Source organism: Streptomyces sp. NPDC057010, assembly GCF_042673805.1.
Classification (GTDB): Bacteria; Actinomycetota; Actinomycetes; order Streptomycetales; family Streptomycetaceae; genus Streptomyces.
This window is the reverse complement of record NZ_JBHUSC010000009.1, coordinates 119,902-134,309: the sequence shown is the minus strand read 5'-3', so window position 1 is coordinate 134,309 and position 14,408 is coordinate 119,902. Positions and strand designations below refer to the sequence as shown.

Here is a 14,408-nt window from a genome sequence, read left to right as displayed (position 1 = left end):
CCGATGAGGGCCCGGGCGCCGCCCGATCAGAGGCGGGAGGCGCGGTGCAGGAGCAGGGCGCGCTCGCGTTCGTTGCGCGTGAGGGTGGCCGCGCGTTCGAACTCGGCGCGGGCCTCGGCCGGTCGGCCGAGGCGTTCGAGCAGGTCGCCCCGTACGCTCGGCAGCAGGTGGTAGGCGCGCAGGGCCGGTTCCCCGGTCAGGGCGTCGACCAGCGGCAGGGCCGCCTCCGGGCCCTGCGCCATGGAGACGGCGACGGCCCGGTTGAGTTCCACCACCGGCGAGGGGACGAGCAGCACCAGCCTCCCGTACAGCGTGGCGATCGCCGGCCAGTCCGTGTCCTCGTAGCGCACGGCGGCCGCGTGGCAGCCGGCGATGGCGGCCTGGAGCGAGTACGGACCGCTGCCGGCGCGGCTCATGGCCCGCACGCCCCGGTGGATGAGCAGGCGGTTCCACTTGGACCGGTTCTGGTCGGCGAGGAGCACCGGCTCCCCGTCGGGGCCGGTGCGCGCGGCGATCCGGGAGGCCTGGAACTCCAGCAGCGCGGCGAGGCCGTGCACCTCGGGCTCCTTGGGCATCAGGGCGGCCAGGACGCGGGCGAGGCGCAGCGCGTCCTCGCACAGCGCGGGGCGGACGAGGTCCTCGCCGGCGGTGGCGGAGTAGCCCTCGTTGAAGACGAGGTAGATGACCTCCAGGACCGAGGCGAGCCGGGCCTCGCGGTCGGCCCCGTACGGGACCTCGAAGGGCACTCCCGCGGTGGCCAGGGCCCGCTTCGCCCGGACGATGCGCTGGGCGACGGCGGACTCGGAGGCGAGGAACGCGCGGGCGATCTCCTGCGTGGTCAGCCCGCCCATCAGGCGCAGGGTGAGGGCGATCCGGGCCTCGGTGGCCAGGACGGGATGGCAGGAGGTGAAGATCAGCCGGAGCAGGTCGTCGTCGATGTCCTCCGGGTCCGCCGGTTCGGCGGGCGGCGGCACGTCCTCCAGGCTCCGGCCGACCTCCGCGAGCTTGCGCGCGTAGGTCTCCCTGCGGCGGACGAGGTCGACCGCGCGGTGCCTGGCCGTGGCCATGAGCCAGGCACCCGGCCGGTCCGGGACGCCCGACCGCGGCCACTGCTCCAGCGCGGCGACGAGGGCGTCCTGCGCGAGCTCCTCGGCGATGCCGACGTCCCGCACGATCCGGGCGACCCCGGCGATGATCCGCGCGGACTCGATCCTGAACACCGCTTCGACCGCCTGGGCCGTGGTCACTGCCGTCACGGCCACCCATCAGAGCAGCCGTGACGGGGCAGGGCAAACGCGGCCGGGGTCACATTTCCTGGACCTCCCGGACCTCGGCGCTGACGTTCCACTCGGCCGGGTGGATCTCGAGGAACCGCTTGGTCCACTCGAGGGCCTCGGCCTTGTCCTTGCACTGGATGAGGGAGTAGCCGCCGACGACCTCCTTGGTCTCCGTGAAGGGGCCGTCGGTGTAGCTGATCTTCCCGCCGGACCAGTTGACGCGGGTCCCCTCGGGGGTGCGGAGCAGCCCGGCCGTGTCGAGCATGACGCCGGCCTTGGTGATCTCCTCCATGTAGGCGCCCATGTTCTGCAGGAACTCGGGCGGGAACTCGGTGTCGGGGGTCAGCTCCTGCTCGTCGATGCGGATCATCGTCAGGAAGCGCGGCATGGTGACTCCTCGGTCGTAAGGGCGGGGGCGTTCCCCGCCTCTCACCCCTGCGTCGAACGGGAGGCGCCCGGATCGACAGCTCCCCGGAAATTCTTCGAAGAATCTTCGGAACCGGCCACCCGACGCCCGCCCGGCGCCCGCCCGGGGCCGGTCAGCGGCTGTCGCCCGTCCAGTCCCAGCGGCCCGGATCGCCCGCGCGGCGGCGGTAGTGGGCGCGGCCGCCCGCTCCGTAGCGCCCTATCTCGGTGGGCAGCCTGGCCTCTTCGGTGAGCTGCGGGGCGTTCCAGCCCGTGATGTCGAGGAGGAGCCCGTCGAGGGGGCCGCCCACGAGTTCGCCGTAGACGTGGCCGGGGCGCGGGCCGGGGTCGGGGTCGTCGTGGTCGGCGCCGTAGACCCGGCGCCGGAGCATCCTGTCGTCCATACCGCTCAGCTTCACAGGCGCCACTGACAACGGACCCGCTCCGAGCGGCGATGATGGTGGCCGTCCTCCCCATCGGGCGGGGCGATCACGGGCGGGGCGCGGGAGCGGGGCGCGGGAGCGAGGAGCGGTACGCATGGCACGTCGGGTACACCAGCCACTGGAGGACGAGGAGTTCGACTTCGTCCTGTCCATGGCGCCGGGGCCGGTTCTCGCCTACTTCTGCGGGAGCTGGCCGAAGGCCCTGGAGGCGTGCCGGGCGATGGACGCGGTGGTCGGCGAGCTGGCGGAGGAGTACGGGACGCGCTTCACCGCCGTGCGGACCGACATGACCCGCTGCCCCGGCCCGACCAGGCGTTACGGGGTGACCGGCGCCCCGACCGCCGTCCTCATCGAGGGCGGCGGGGCGGTCGCGAGCCACGCCGGGCCGATGACGCGCGAGGAGCTCCGGGAGTTCCTGGAGACCCACTTGGGCGAACTCGGGTGATCTGGCCGAAACTGGCATAGGTGGGATAGGTGCCCTAGGCATGTAATGGAGTCCGGCACGACGGAACCATCGCTCGCGAGGTGCTTCATGTCCTTCACGTCAGAGACCACGTCAGAGACCGTTGCCTTTCCCCAGGACCGGACGTGCCCCTACCACCCGCCGACCGGATACGAGCCCCTGCGGGAGGGGCGGCCCCTCTCCCGCGTCACCCTCTTCGACGGCCGCTCCGTCTGGGTGGTCACCGGGCACGCCGAGGCGCGCGCCCTGCTCTCCGACGGCCGGCTCTCCGCCGACCGCACGAAAGCCGCCTTCCCCGCGCCCACGAAGCGCTTCAAGGGGCTGCAGAACCGCCGCGCCGCGCTCCTCGGCTTCGACGATCCCGAGCACAACGCGCAGCGCCGCATGCTGATCCCGCGTTTCAGTCTGAAGCGGACCGCCGCCCTGCGGCCGCGGATCCAGCAGACCGTGGACCGCCTGATCGACGAGATGGTGGCCGTCGGCCCGCGGGCGGAACTGGTCGGCGCCTTCGCCCTGCCCGTCCCGTCGATGGTGATCTGCGACCTGCTCGGGGTGCCGTACGAGGACCACGAGTTCTTCGAGGGACAGTCACGCCGGCTGCTGCGCGGGCCGGAGCCTGCCGACGTGGAGGAGGCCCGCCGGCAACTCGACGCCTACCTCCACGACCTGATCGAGCGCAAGCGCGCACGGCCCGGGGACGGCCTGCTCGACGAACTCATCGAGCAGCGCCTGGAGACCGGCGAGATCGACGTGGAGGAGCTGGTCGCGCTCGCCGTGATCCTGCTGGTCGCGGGGCACGAGACCACGGCCAACATGATCTCGCTCGGCACGTTCACCCTGCTGCGCCACCCCGAGCAGCTCGCCGAGCTGAGGACCGATCCGTCCCTGATCTCGGCGGCGGTGGAGGAGCTGATGCGGTTCCTGTCGATCGCGGACGGGATGCTGCGGGTGGCCACCGAGGACATCGAGATCGGCGGGGTGACGGTGCGGCCGGACGACGGCGTGGTGTTCTCCACCTCCGTCATCAACCGCGACGCGTCGGTCTTCGAGCAGCCCGACGCACTGGACTGGCACCGGCCGAACCGCCACCACGTGGCCTTCGGCTTCGGCATCCACCAGTGCCTGGGCCAGAACCTGGCCCGCGCCGAGATGGAGATCGCCCTGGGCACCCTGTTCGCGCGGCTGCCCGGGCTGCGGCTGGCGGCCGAGCCGGACCGGATCCCGTTCAAACCCGGCGACACCATCCAGGGCATGGTCGAACTCCCCGTGGCGTGGTGAGGGCCGTGCACATCGAGATCGACGCCGGCGTGTGCATCGGCGCGGGCCAGTGCGCGCTGACCGAGCCCGCGGTGTTCACCCAGGACGACGACGGGTTCGGCGCGGTGCTCCCGGGCCGTGCGGACGGCGCCGGCAGCGCGCTGGTCCGCGAGGCGGCCCGGGCCTGCCCGGTCTCGGCCATCTCCGTAGGCGACGGAGCCTCGGGCTCGCCGGCGTAGCGGAGCACCGGCGGGCGCGGCCACGGGGGCCGGCGGTCACCGGCCAGATTTCCTGTACAGTTGTCCAGGAAATCTGGCCTTGACGACGACCCTGCGAAACGGAGGCGGCCATGCACACGGTCGCTCAGATCCTGATCGGCCTCGTGGCCGCTCTGCACGCGTACTTCCTGGTGCTGGAGATGTTCCTGTGGCAGCGGCCGCCGGGCCGCGCCCTGTCCGGCTTCGACGCGGACACCGCCCGGCTGACCGCGACGCTCGCCGCCAACCAGGGCCTCTACAACGGGTTCCTGGCCGCCGGCCTGGTCTGGTCCCTGGTCATCGACTCGCTCGCCACGCAGGTCTTCTTCCTGGTGTGCGTGATCGTCGCCGGGGCGTACGGGGCCGCGACCGCCAACCGCCGGATCCTCGTCGCCCAGGCCCTGCCGGGAGCGCTCGCCCTCGGCGCGGCGCTGCTGGCCTCGTGAGCCCTCAGGAGTCGCGCGCGCCGGACCCGCGAACGGCCAGGACGAAGGCGCGGCTGCGCGAGAGCCTGCTCGCCGAGTGCGCCGTCCGACCGCTCGCGGAGGTCGGCGTCTCGGCGGTGGTGCGCCGGGCGGGGGTAGGCCGCGCCACCTTCTACCTGCACTACGAGGACCTCACCGCGCTCGCCGTGGACGCCTGCGCCGATGTGGTGCACGCGGCGGTGGACGCCCTGCACGCCTGGCAGACCGGCCCCGCCGCCGTTCCGCCGGCCCGGCCCCCCGCCGCGCTGGCGGGCTTCCTCGCGGATGCGGCCGAGCGCGCGCCGCTCTACCGCACGCTCCTCCTCCCGGGCGGCGGCGGCCCGCTGGGCGAGCGGCTGCACCGGGAGCTGCGGGCGCGCGCCCGCGCCGAGCGCACGGCCGTCGGAGCACCGCACGCGGACCTCGTGGCCTCGGCGGTGGCCGCCGCGTTCACCGGCGTCCTCGCGGACTGGCTGCACGGCGCCGTGCCCGGCGATCCGGCCGGCCTCGCGGACCTCCTGTGGCCGCTCCTGCTGGCCCTCCACCGGGCCGTGTAGTCCGCGTGAACGCGCGGGAGCCCCGCCGGGACGGACCGACGGGGCTCACATCACGGCCTGGGCCCGTGAAGCGGCACTAGGAGAGGGGGACCACCTGCTCGGCCTGAGGACCCTTGGGGCCCTGGGTGACGGTGTACTCGACCTTCTGGTTCTCGTCCAGCGACTTGAAGCCGGTGGTCGCGATGGCGGAGAAGTGCACGAACACGTCCGGCCCGCCGTCATCCTGCTGAATGAAGCCGAACCCCTTCTCCGAGTTGAACCACTTCACGGTGCCTGTTGCCATCTGGCTGATCCTTCTCAACGTTCCACTGCGGGCCGCACGCGCGGCCGTCTCGATCCTGCCCAACGGTCCCGCACAGCACACGCCGGACGCGGCCAACCGGGGCGCGCCGCGGAATCGAACTTCTGGCCGCCCTGTCCCCCGGGTGATGTCAGGCAGTGCTGTCCGGAGCGGGCAGCGACACGGCGGACCGGGGCCGAGGCGCTGCTGCGGCGGCTCGTCGCGGTCCGCCGAGCCGGCAACCCAGACAGTCCGTGTGGCCCGCGTGCGCACCGGTGTCCCGGACCCGCCAGTCCCATTCGGACGCGGGCCGGGGCCCGCTCGGCTTGCCCCAGCCCGCGAGGTGCAGGAGCCAGGTGACGAGCGCCGCCACCGCGACGACGCCGAGGCCGATGAAGATCCCGGGGATCCAGCCCGTCACGACCCCGAGGCCCGCCGCGGCGAAACCCAGGACGGCTATCGCGGTTCCGGTCCAGCCGGCCGCCGTGTGGCCGTGGTCTGCGTGTCCTTGCGCGCTCATGTTTCCCCTCGGTAAGTGGTCGACGGCAGTACGCTCGGAGCAGGACACTTATTTCGCAAGATAAGCATCTCACTCACTAAGTAACTTAGAGACTAAGGAGTATCCGCGTGCAGGGCAAGCCCCGCCCCCCGGCCACCGCCGAGGAGGCGCTTTCGCGCATGGACCAGTACGTCGCCCTGGGCATCGTGGGACAGCAGGAGGTCGCGCAGCGCCTCGGGCTGAACGTCACGGACCTGACCTGCCTCGGGCACATCCTGGGCGCCGGGGACAGCCCGCTCGCCGCCGGCGACCTCGCCGAGCTGCTCGACCTCACCACCGGCGCGGTGACCGGGGTGCTCAACCGGCTGGAGCGGGCCGGGTACGCCCGGCGCCGGCCCGACCCCGCCGACCGGCGGCGGGTGCGGGTGGTGGCCGATCCCGCGGCCGCGGCCCGGGTGGTCGCGGTCTACCAGCCCTTCTACGACCGGCTCGGCGCCCTCTTCGCCGACTACACCCCCGACGAGATCGCCGTGATCGCCGACTGGTTCCGGCGGGCGGCCGTCGAGGTGCGCGACCACTGCGCGCAGGTGCGGGCGGGCGGACCGGACGCCGGGGAGGCATAGCCCCCGCTGGTACCATGGGCGGTTGACCATCTTCTTTCCGCTTCGAAAGGTCCTGCATGAGGAACCCGTCAGCTCATGGGCGCTTCGGTGTGAAGGGCGGTGCCAAGGCCGCCGCCAAGACCGGCGCCAAGGCCCCACGCAGCATCGGCCCGCAGGGTGAGTTCGCGATGCCCGAGCCGAAGGAGCCGGCGCTGCCGCCGGTGACCTCGTTCGCCGAGCTGGACCTGCCCCGTGAGCTGGTGACGACGCTGGCCGACCGGTCGGTGACGGAGCCGTTCCCCATCCAGGCGGCGACCCTGCCCAACGCCCTGGCCGGGCGGGACGTCCTGGGCCGCGCGCAGACCGGCTCCGGCAAGACGCTCGCCTTCGGGCTGGCGCTGCTGGCGCGTACGGCGGGGCGGCAGGCCGATCCGAAGCGGCCGCTGGCACTGGTCCTCGTACCGACGCGCGAGCTGGCCCAGCAGGTGACCGAGGCGCTGACCCCGTACGCCGAAGCCCTGAAGCTGCGGATGGCCACCGTGGTCGGCGGGCTGTCGATCGGCCGGCAGGTCAGCGCGCTGCGCACCGGCGCCGAGGTCGTGGTGGCCACCCCGGGGCGGCTGAGCGACCTGGTGGGCCGGCGTGACGTCCACCTGGAGCGCGTGCGGATCACCGTGCTCGACGAGGCCGACCAGATGTGCGACATGGGCTTCATGCCGCAGGTCACCGAGATCCTGGACCAGGTGCACCACGCGGGGCAGCGGATGCTGTTCTCCGCGACCCTGGACCGCAACGTGGACCAGCTGGTGCGCTCGTACCTGAAGGACCCGGTCGCGCACTCCGTCGACCCGCAGGCGGGCGCGGTGACCACGATGGACCACCACGTGCTGCACATCCACGCGGCCGACAAGTACTCGGCGGCCACCGAGATCGCCGCGCGCGACAACCGGGTGCTGATGTTCCTGGACACCAAGCACGGCGTCGACCAGTTCGTGAAGCACCTGCGGGCCATGGGCGTACGGGCGGAGGGGCTGCACAGCGGCAAGTCGCAGCCGCAGCGCACCCGGACCCTGGCGCAGTTCAAGACCGGCGCCGTCACCGTCCTGGTCGCGACGAACGTCGCGGCGCGCGGCATCCACATCGACGACCTCGACCTCGTGGTCAACGTCGACCCGCCGGCCGACCACAAGGACTATCTGCACCGGGGCGGCCGTACCGCCCGGGCCGGCGAGTCCGGCCGGGTCGTCACGCTCGTCACCCCGAACCAGCGCCGTGACATCGTCCGGCTGATGTCGGACGCCCGGATCCGGCCGACCATCACCCAGGTGCGCTCCGGCGAGGCGGCGCTCAGCCGGATCACCGGCGCGAAGGCGCCCTCCGGGGTGCCGCTGTCGGGTGCGGCACCGACCGACGCCAAGGGCCGGCCCTCCGGTTCGGAGCTCGGCTTCCGCGGCATGGGCACCCGGCCGGGCCGGCCGGGCGGCAAGGGCAAGGAGTCCCGCAAGACGCTGGAGGCCAGGCAGCAGGCCGAGGCCCGCCGCGCGGCCCGGGTACGGCGCGGCATCTGACCCTCCCGCGGGGCGGGGCACCAGCCCCCGCCCCGTTCAGACCGCGGTACGACGGCGCAGGCGGTCGGCGGCCGCGTTGCGGACGCGGCGGGTGCGGGCGCTGGACGCGAGCAGGCCGAGGGCGTCGAGCGAGGTCAGGGACTGCGCGGCCGTGCGCTGGCACCAGTCGGAGGCGGCGACGAGCTCCGCGGCCGACCAGGGCTCGCCGTGGGTGATGGCCTTGAGCAGGGTCCACTCGCGCAGCCGCCGCTCGGGGAAGGCACGGCCGGCGAGCACGCCGGTCATGGCCCGGGCCCAGACGGGGAACCCTTCGTCGGCCAGCAGCCGTGCCGCCCGGCGGTCGAGGTGGGTGACGACCGCGCTCTCGGCCATGACCGGGTCGGGATCGCGCAGCACGGCGGCCACGACCTCGGCCTCGGCGTCCGCTCCCGGCGCCACGGCGAGCGACTCCAGGTGGCGGCCGTAGCGCCAGTGCTCGGGGGGCGTGGCGGCGTCGGGACGGCTCATCGGGCGGCGCCTTCGCGGACGAGCCCGGCCCATGCGCCGTCCGGCAACGGCTCCCAGTCGATCTCGACGGCCGGCCAGCGGTCCCCCACGAGGGCGGTCACGGCGTCGGCCGCCTTCGCCTTGGCCTGCTCGGCGCCGACTACGGAAGGATCCGGCCGGCCGCACCCCACCCCCACGAGCGACTGGGCCCAGCCGCTCGGCGTGGGCATGACGAGTACCCTCTGCGGCACGGCGAGGGCCGGCCGCTGCTGTTTCTTCCCTCTCCCCATGGCACCCATTCCACACGACCGTCCCGGGCGGCCGGCGGCCAGGGTGCCGTCCGGGCGTCGGGGCGGCTACCCGCAGACGCGGCCCGGAGCCCTCCTACGCGGTGCCCTGCCCCGGCCCGGGCAGCGGGGCCCCGGTCTCCAGCAGGGTCTTGAGGCTGGAGGCGAGCATCGGCCAGGCCCGGCCGCACATGCCGATGAGGGTGCCGCCGGGTTCGAAGCCCTCGTGCAGGATGGTCAGCCGGGCGAGGGTCTCGCCGACCGGCTCGATCTCGTACGTCACCTTCGTGCGGCGCTCCTTGGCCAGCTCGGCCCGCAGCTCCTCGTCCACGCCGACCGAGGCCGCCCACTGCGGGGTGAAGGTGTGCCAGGTGTAGGAGAGCAGCCGGTCCGGGACGCAGTCGAGGACCACCTGCTCGGGGTCGCTGGTGCGGGCCCCCCGCTCGACCCAGTCCATCGGCGACCCCACCGCCCAGTCCGTCTCGAAGCTCAGGCCCCAGTAGCGGCGGGTGAAGGCGGGCTCGGTGAGGGCCTGCCAGACCCGGTCGGGATCGGCCTGGATGTACAGGGTGTAGGTGATCGCACTGTCGCTCATGGCCCCATGCTGCGGGACCACGAACCGCGGATCCCGGATTTCCCGATCATGGCGACGGCCACGACGGCGGCGGGGCACTACCAGCGGGTGCCCGGTTCGGGGAGTTCCGTCGGCGGGGTGCGGGTGGGGGCGGGCAGGGAGAGGCGGGTGCGGGCCGAGTGGACGGCCGCGAGTTCGTCGGCGCCGGCCGGGCCCCAGTCGCTGAGTTCGCGGACCTGCTCGGGGGTGGCCAGGAGCCGGGCGTAGGCCGGGTCCGCGGCTGCCGGGAGGGCGGTGAGGCGGGCCGCGGTGCGGGCGTGGGCGCCCTGGTCGCCGCACCGGTAGCCCAGCGGGACGGCCCCGGCCGTGGGGCCGGCCGACGGGGGCGGGAGGTGGGCGGCTCCGGTGGCCCGGGCGATCAGCAGGAGCACCCGGCCGTCCGGGGCGAACAGCCAGCCCGCGTGGTCCCGTACGGGCAGCTGCGCGGGGACCGGGCCCGCGTGCCAGGCGCCGTGCTGCGGGTTCCGCCGGGTGCGGAGCACGCCCAGCCGGTCCAGGGCGGTGGGCACGGTGGGGCGGCCGTCCTCCAGCAGGGCGGTGCCGGATCCGTTGATGCGGGCGCGCAGGGCGGACAGGGCGCGCCGGGCGTCGCCCGCGTCCATCAGGGCGGGCAGGTCGGCCGGCTCGGCGAAGTGGATGCCGGTGACTTCCTGGTCGGGGAGGCGGACGGAGTCGATCCGGTCCTGGGGCCACGTGCCGCCGTCGTAGACGAACAGGATCTCGCCGGGGAAGCGCATCCCGGCCGGGAAGCCCGGCGTGTCGGCGGAGATCCAGTCCACGGCGAGCCCGCGCGGGTAGCGGCCCTCGATGCCCAGCTCCTCGCGCAGCTCGCGGGCCGCCGCCGCGCTGGGCGCCTCGCCCGCGTCCACGGCTCCGCCGGGGAGCAGCCGGTCGGCGCGGTAGTCGACGCTCTGGACGAGGACCCGGCCGTCGCCGTCGGTGACGAGGACGACGGCCGCGGTCCACAGGGCGGCGCGGGAGGCGCCGTACGCCTCCGGGGTCATCCAGGTACCCGCCCCGTCGGAGCGGGATTCGCCGGACACGGCATCGTCGGTCAGCTGCGGCATCGGAACTCCGTTCACCGTGGGTGGACCCGCCGGCTGTGCAACAGCGGGCACGGCCCCCGGGTTACGGCGGCCCGCGCACCTGGACCGCACCACCACCGCTTTGCCATTCCCATACCTCTTCATTACCTGGTTATGGAGATCTTGCTACGGTCCGCATGCGGGCCGGCGGCTTGAAAACCGCCGGCCCGTCCACGCCACCGACCGCCCGAGGAGAAACCCGGACATGCGATGCGCTTCCCGTACGGCCACGGGAGCGGACACGGGAGCGGGCCCGACAGCCGGGAGGCTGGCCGGGGTGGATGCCGTGCGGGGGCTCGCCGTGCTCGGCATGTTCGCCGTGCACGTCGGCCCGGAACCGCGGGCCGAGGGCGCCCGGTTCGCGATCCTCGCGGCCGACGGTCGCGCCCCGGCGCTCTTCACCCTCCTCGCCGGCTTCTCCCTCGTCCTGGCCCGGCGCGGCCGCAGCGCGGCGGAGCCCTGCCGCCCGCTCCTGATCCGCTGCGGCGTCCTGGCCGCGCTCGGCCTGCTGCTGGCCTCCCTGTGGCCCGGGATCCTGGTCATCCTGGCCTTCTTCGCCGTGTACTTGCTGGCCTCCGAGCCCTTCACGCGGCTCTCCACGCCGGTGCTCACCGCCGTCGCCGCGGCCTCTCTGGCCGCGGGCCCGCTGCTGTCGTTCCTGCTGGGCCCCGTGTTCGGCTACGAGGCCTCCGGGCGCGGCGCGGTCCCCGAGGCCGCCGACCTGACCACCCTTCCCGGGCTGCGCGACGCGCTGTGCGAGCTGCTGCTCACGGGTGCGTATCCGCTGGCCACCTACTTCCCGTACGTCCTGGCCGGAATGGCCCTCTCCCGGCTGTGCGACATCCGGGAGAGGACCGCGGCCCGGAGGCTGGCGGTGTGGGGTACGGCGGCCGCCGTGGCCGGCTACGGCACGGCCTGGCTCGCCACCCACCTGTTCGGCACCCGGGACCGGCTGCTGGCGGCGATCGCCGTCCACCATCCGCAGGCCGCGGCCGCCGCCGACCCCGTACGGGAGGTGCTGCGCGGGCAGCACGGCGCGGTGCCGAGCACCTCGTGGGACTGGCTCCTGCTGGCCGACCCCTACAGCCAGACCCCCTTGGAAACGCTGGGCAACACGGGCGTGGGCGCCGCCCTCATCGGCCTGTGCGCCCTCGCCGCCCGGCACCGCGCCGGCGCCCGCCTGCTGCGCCCGCTCGCGGTGCTCGGGGCAATGGCGCTGAGCGCGTACGTGCTCCACGCGCTGGTGCTGGCCGGCCCCGCCCACGGCGCCGGGTCCTGGCCGGCCTTGATCGCCTTCAGCGCCGCGGCACTCGCCCTGACCTGGGGCTGGCAGCGCGTCTGGGCCCGCAGCCCGCTGCGCCGCGGTCCGCTGGAGCACGCGCTCCGGCTCGCGACGCACGGGCGCGGGCGCCCGGATCCGCTCACGCGCCGGGCGGATCACCCGTCCGCGTGACGGGGGTGCGACTCCGGCGCCCGGGTACGGCAGGGTGGGCGGATGCAGCTGCGCCGGGCCCTGCCCCTGACCCTTGCCGCACTCGCGATGGCCACCGGATGCGTGACCGTGAACCCCGCCGCCCCGCCGGAATCACCCCGGCTGGGACCCGCGGCGGCCCGTACCGAACCCCGGCCGGAGCCCCGGCAACCGACGCCTCCCGCCCGGCCGTTGGGCACCCTGCCGGCGGCGCCCGCACCGGTGGCCCCGGCCGGGGCCACCGAACCGGAGGAACCCGCCGCGCCCCGGCACCCCCACCGGCCCGGGCCCGGCCGTCCCGCCGTCTCCGCGCCGAAGCCCCACGAGCGGCACCCCGCGAAACCGAAGGCCAAGGCGAAACCAAAGACGAAGCCCAAGGGCAAGAGCAAGGGCAAGGGCAAGGCGCACACCAAGCCCCACCCACACCCCGCGCAGGGGCCGGGGCTCACCTACGACATGGCGGACCTGTGCGAGGCCGCCAGGGGCACGGTCTCCCCGTCCATCGTGGCCCTCTGCCGTTAGCCGCAGCCCGGCCGTTATTGGGTGGATGCGCCCGCTCCGGATACTTACAGTGACGGGGCACCCCGTCATTCGGCCAGGAGCGGACCATGCGCACCCACTATCCCCGCACCCCACATCTTCCCTGGTCACCCGGGGTTGGTGCGGATGACGTCCGGGCCGCCGCCGGGCTCGCGGGGCTGGCCGGCCGGGAGGCCGTGGTCACCGAGAAGCTCGACGGGGAGAACACCACCCTCTACGCCGACGGGCTCCACGCCCGTTCGCTCGACTCGGGTCACCACCCCTCGCGGGCCTGGGTGAAAGGGCTGCAGGGCCGGATCGGCGCGGGGATCCCGGCCGGCCTGCGGGTGTGCGGGGAGAACCTGTACGCCCGCCACTCCCTCCCGTACGAGGACCTCGACAGCTGGTTCTACGGGTTCTCGGTGTGGGACGGCGACCGCTGCCTCGACTGGGACCGCACCGTAACGTTCCTGCGGGGACTCGGCGTGCCCACCCCCCGCGTGCTGTGGCGCGGCGTCTTCGACGAACGGGCGCTGCGCAGGCTCCGGCTCGACACCACCCGCCAGGAGGGGTACGTCGTCCGGACCGTGGACGGCTTCGCACGTGCGGACTTCGGGCGGTGCGTGGCCAAGTGGGTGCGGGGCGGGCACGTACAGACCGACACGCACTGGATGTTCGCGCAGGTCGTGCCCAACGGGCTGGGCCCGCAGGCCCCGTTGTGGGCGGTGCGCTCGGGCGCGGACCCCGATGTGGCGGGGCTGCCGGCCGCCCTCGGGGTGGAGGCCGAGACCGGCGCCGGGGCCGGGACGGCCGCCGAGGTCGCCGAGGTCACGGCCCGGATCGACGGGGCGGGCCGGACCGGCGAGGCCCGGCTGGCCGGCGTCCTGGCCGCGCTGCTGCGCCACGTGCCGCGGGCCCGTATCGGGGCGCGGCTGGCGGCGGGCCCGGCCGGGATGCCCCTGGCGCGGCGGGTCGCCGACCTGGTGGGGCTGTACCCGTCCCTCCAGCGGCCGTTCCCCGACGCGGAGCGGCGCGCCGGTCTCGTACGGATGGCCGCCGCGGCGGACCTGGGCGTGCTGCACGCGCTCGCCGGGGCCACGGCGGGCGACCCCGCGGCGCGGGAGTGCGTGGAATGGTCCGCGCTGTGCGCCGAGGAGGCGGGGCTGCTCGGCGCGGACCCGCTCGGCCCGCTGCGCTCCGGGCTGCGGGAGGCCCTCGCCGGTCTCGGGCCGGAGGCGGCCGACCGCTGCTGGGCGCAGGCCCGTGCCGCCTTCGCGCGGGGCGGGATCTCCACCCCGGAGGAGGCCCTGTCCGCGACCTGGCGGTGGCGGGACGGGGCGTTCCCCCGGCTGGTGCAGCTGTGCGGGCCGTCGGGCAGCGGCAAGAGCACGTTCGCCCGGAGCCTGCCCGGGGTGTCCGCCTACGTGAGCCTCGACGACCTGCGGGCCGCCCGGGGGTCCCGCGCGGACCAGCGGGCCAACGCGGACGTGCTGCGCGAGGGCCTGGACCGGCTGGATGCCGCCCTGGCCGGCGGCGGGACCGTGGTGTGGGACGCCACCTCCCTCACCGAGCAGCAGCGCGGCCTGGCCGGTTCGGTCGCACGGCGCCACGACGCGCTGGTCACCCACGCGGTGGTGCTGGTCGAGGAGGCGGAGTTGCAGCGGCGCAACGCGGTGCGGACGCATCCCGTACCGGCGGACGTCCTGGCGGCGCAGCTGCACCGGTTCGTTCCGCCGTACCCGGGTCAGGCACACCGGACCTGGTACGTGGGGGCGGGCGGGAGCGTGGAGGACACGGCGGGCGTTCTGGGCGGTCCGGACGATCCGGGCACGGCGGGCGGGGAGTTCTGATGGC

The 14,408-nt window shown here is 74.6% G+C and carries 19 protein-coding genes; 10 read left to right on the top strand and 9 right to left on the bottom strand.

Annotated features, from left to right (window positions below; translation table 11 throughout):
* Window positions 1–26: 26 nt before the first annotated feature.
* The 3 genes from ACFTXQ_RS12545 to ACFTXQ_RS12535 all read right to left on the bottom strand — a co-directional run bounded on the left by ACFTXQ_RS12545 (window position 27) and on the right by ACFTXQ_RS12535 (window position 2,086).
* Window positions 27–1,247: an RNA polymerase sigma factor gene (locus ACFTXQ_RS12545; protein WP_382639300.1), complete on the bottom strand. Its 1,221-nt coding sequence runs from the start codon at window positions 1,245–1,247 to the stop codon at window positions 27–29.
* Between the two features lie 58 nt (window positions 1,248–1,305).
* Complete coding sequence (locus ACFTXQ_RS12540) at window positions 1,306–1,665, bottom strand: YciI family protein (RefSeq protein WP_382639209.1); 360 nt, start codon at window positions 1,663–1,665, stop codon at window positions 1,306–1,308.
* A 151-nt stretch (window positions 1,666–1,816) separates the two neighbouring features.
* The gene (locus ACFTXQ_RS12535; RefSeq protein WP_382639206.1) at window positions 1,817–2,086 is read right to left on the bottom strand and encodes a hypothetical protein; all 270 of its coding nucleotides are present in this window, start codon (window positions 2,084–2,086) and stop codon (window positions 1,817–1,819) included.
* Between the two features lie 133 nt (window positions 2,087–2,219).
* Between ACFTXQ_RS12535 and ACFTXQ_RS12530 the strand changes: the two genes are divergently transcribed.
* The 5 genes from ACFTXQ_RS12530 to ACFTXQ_RS12510 all read left to right on the top strand — a co-directional run bounded on the left by ACFTXQ_RS12530 (window position 2,220) and on the right by ACFTXQ_RS12510 (window position 5,123).
* Entirely contained in the window at window positions 2,220–2,570 is a 351-nt protein-coding gene (locus ACFTXQ_RS12530) for a thioredoxin family protein (protein ID WP_382639204.1), read from the top strand.
* An 87-nt stretch (window positions 2,571–2,657) separates the two neighbouring features.
* On the top strand, window positions 2,658–3,866 hold the full coding sequence (locus tag ACFTXQ_RS12525; RefSeq protein WP_382639201.1) for a cytochrome P450: 1,209 nt from the start codon (window positions 2,658–2,660) through the stop codon (window positions 3,864–3,866).
* A gap of 5 nt (window positions 3,867–3,871) precedes the next feature.
* On the top strand, window positions 3,872–4,084 hold the full coding sequence (locus ACFTXQ_RS12520) for a ferredoxin (protein WP_382639199.1): 213 nt from the start codon (window positions 3,872–3,874) through the stop codon (window positions 4,082–4,084).
* A 110-nt stretch (window positions 4,085–4,194) separates the two neighbouring features.
* A complete protein-coding gene (locus tag ACFTXQ_RS12515; RefSeq protein ID WP_382639196.1) occupies window positions 4,195–4,548 on the top strand; it encodes a DUF1304 domain-containing protein in 354 nt (117 codons plus the stop codon).
* A complete protein-coding gene (locus ACFTXQ_RS12510; protein ID WP_382639193.1) occupies window positions 4,545–5,123 on the top strand; it encodes a TetR/AcrR family transcriptional regulator in 579 nt (192 codons plus the stop codon). Before ACFTXQ_RS12515 ends, ACFTXQ_RS12510 begins: the two co-directional genes overlap by 4 nt.
* 76 nt (window positions 5,124–5,199) lie before the next feature.
* On the opposite strand, the gene ACFTXQ_RS12505 is transcribed toward ACFTXQ_RS12510, so the two are convergent.
* On the bottom strand, window positions 5,200–5,406 hold the full coding sequence (locus ACFTXQ_RS12505; protein WP_382639190.1) for a cold-shock protein: 207 nt from the start codon (window positions 5,404–5,406) through the stop codon (window positions 5,200–5,202).
* 148 nt (window positions 5,407–5,554) lie between these two features.
* Complete coding sequence (locus tag ACFTXQ_RS12500) at window positions 5,555–5,923, bottom strand: HGxxPAAW family protein (RefSeq protein ID WP_382639187.1); 369 nt, start codon at window positions 5,921–5,923, stop codon at window positions 5,555–5,557.
* Between the two features lie 107 nt (window positions 5,924–6,030).
* Here ACFTXQ_RS12500 and ACFTXQ_RS12495 point away from each other — a divergent pair, with 107 nt between their 5' ends.
* Together ACFTXQ_RS12495 and ACFTXQ_RS12490 are read left to right on the top strand one after the other, a co-directional pair.
* Entirely contained in the window at window positions 6,031–6,525 is a 495-nt protein-coding gene (locus tag ACFTXQ_RS12495; RefSeq protein WP_382639184.1) for a MarR family transcriptional regulator, read from the top strand.
* A 56-nt stretch (window positions 6,526–6,581) separates the two neighbouring features.
* Window positions 6,582–8,072 (top strand): DEAD/DEAH box helicase, encoded by a 1,491-nt coding sequence (locus ACFTXQ_RS12490; RefSeq protein WP_382639181.1) that lies wholly within the window; start codon window positions 6,582–6,584, stop codon window positions 8,070–8,072.
* A gap of 36 nt (window positions 8,073–8,108) precedes the next feature.
* Here ACFTXQ_RS12490 and ACFTXQ_RS12485 read toward each other — a convergent pair whose 3' ends face one another.
* The 4 genes from ACFTXQ_RS12485 to ACFTXQ_RS12470 form a co-directional block, all read right to left on the bottom strand.
* Entirely contained in the window at window positions 8,109–8,579 is a 471-nt protein-coding gene (locus ACFTXQ_RS12485) for a hypothetical protein (protein WP_382639179.1), read from the bottom strand.
* Window positions 8,576–8,788: a hypothetical protein gene (locus tag ACFTXQ_RS12480; protein WP_382639177.1), complete on the bottom strand. Its 213-nt coding sequence runs from the start codon at window positions 8,786–8,788 to the stop codon at window positions 8,576–8,578. The genes ACFTXQ_RS12485 and ACFTXQ_RS12480 overlap by 4 nt, the downstream gene beginning before the upstream one ends.
* 154 nt (window positions 8,789–8,942) lie before the next feature.
* Entirely contained in the window at window positions 8,943–9,440 is a 498-nt protein-coding gene (locus tag ACFTXQ_RS12475; RefSeq protein ID WP_382639174.1) for an SRPBCC family protein, read from the bottom strand.
* 77 nt (window positions 9,441–9,517) lie between these two features.
* Entirely contained in the window at window positions 9,518–10,546 is a 1,029-nt protein-coding gene (locus tag ACFTXQ_RS12470; RefSeq protein ID WP_382639171.1) for an NUDIX domain-containing protein, read from the bottom strand.
* 295 nt (window positions 10,547–10,841) lie between these two features.
* Here ACFTXQ_RS12470 and ACFTXQ_RS12465 point away from each other — a divergent pair, with 295 nt between their 5' ends.
* From ACFTXQ_RS12465 to ACFTXQ_RS12455, 3 genes are all read left to right on the top strand, one after another.
* Complete coding sequence (locus tag ACFTXQ_RS12465) at window positions 10,842–12,017, top strand: DUF418 domain-containing protein (RefSeq protein ID WP_382639169.1); 1,176 nt, start codon at window positions 10,842–10,844, stop codon at window positions 12,015–12,017.
* 42 nt (window positions 12,018–12,059) lie between these two features.
* Window positions 12,060–12,557: a hypothetical protein gene (locus tag ACFTXQ_RS12460; protein WP_382639167.1), complete on the top strand. Its 498-nt coding sequence runs from the start codon at window positions 12,060–12,062 to the stop codon at window positions 12,555–12,557.
* A gap of 86 nt (window positions 12,558–12,643) precedes the next feature.
* The gene (locus tag ACFTXQ_RS12455; RefSeq protein WP_382639164.1) at window positions 12,644–14,404 is read left to right on the top strand and encodes an RNA ligase family protein; all 1,761 of its coding nucleotides are present in this window, start codon (window positions 12,644–12,646) and stop codon (window positions 14,402–14,404) included.
* Window positions 14,405–14,408: the final 4 nt, after the last annotated feature.

Coding starts and splice junctions, on each gene's coding strand:
- ACFTXQ_RS12540 (WP_382639209.1), bottom strand. CDS start 1,665: ATGCCGCGCTTCCTGACGATGATCCGCATCGACGAGCAGGAGCTGACC.
- ACFTXQ_RS12535 (WP_382639206.1), bottom strand. CDS start 2,086: ATGGACGACAGGATGCTCCGGCGCCGGGTCTACGGCGCCGACCACGAC.
- ACFTXQ_RS12530 (WP_382639204.1), top strand. CDS start 2,220: ATGGCACGTCGGGTACACCAGCCACTGGAGGACGAGGAGTTCGACTTC.
- ACFTXQ_RS12525 (WP_382639201.1), top strand. CDS start 2,658: ATGTCCTTCACGTCAGAGACCACGTCAGAGACCGTTGCCTTTCCCCAG.
- ACFTXQ_RS12515 (WP_382639196.1), top strand. CDS start 4,195: ATGCACACGGTCGCTCAGATCCTGATCGGCCTCGTGGCCGCTCTGCAC.
- ACFTXQ_RS12505 (WP_382639190.1), bottom strand. CDS start 5,406: ATGGCAACAGGCACCGTGAAGTGGTTCAACTCGGAGAAGGGGTTCGGC.
- ACFTXQ_RS12500 (WP_382639187.1), bottom strand. CDS start 5,923: ATGAGCGCGCAAGGACACGCAGACCACGGCCACACGGCGGCCGGCTGG.
- ACFTXQ_RS12490 (WP_382639181.1), top strand. CDS start 6,582: ATGAGGAACCCGTCAGCTCATGGGCGCTTCGGTGTGAAGGGCGGTGCC.
- ACFTXQ_RS12485 (WP_382639179.1), bottom strand. CDS start 8,579: ATGAGCCGTCCCGACGCCGCCACGCCCCCCGAGCACTGGCGCTACGGC.
- ACFTXQ_RS12480 (WP_382639177.1), bottom strand. CDS start 8,788: ATGCCCACGCCGAGCGGCTGGGCCCAGTCGCTCGTGGGGGTGGGGTGC.
- ACFTXQ_RS12475 (WP_382639174.1), bottom strand. CDS start 9,440: ATGAGCGACAGTGCGATCACCTACACCCTGTACATCCAGGCCGATCCC.
- ACFTXQ_RS12470 (WP_382639171.1), bottom strand. CDS start 10,546: ATGCCGCAGCTGACCGACGATGCCGTGTCCGGCGAATCCCGCTCCGAC.
- ACFTXQ_RS12460 (WP_382639167.1), top strand. CDS start 12,060: ATGCAGCTGCGCCGGGCCCTGCCCCTGACCCTTGCCGCACTCGCGATG.
- ACFTXQ_RS12455 (WP_382639164.1), top strand. CDS start 12,644: ATGCGCACCCACTATCCCCGCACCCCACATCTTCCCTGGTCACCCGGG.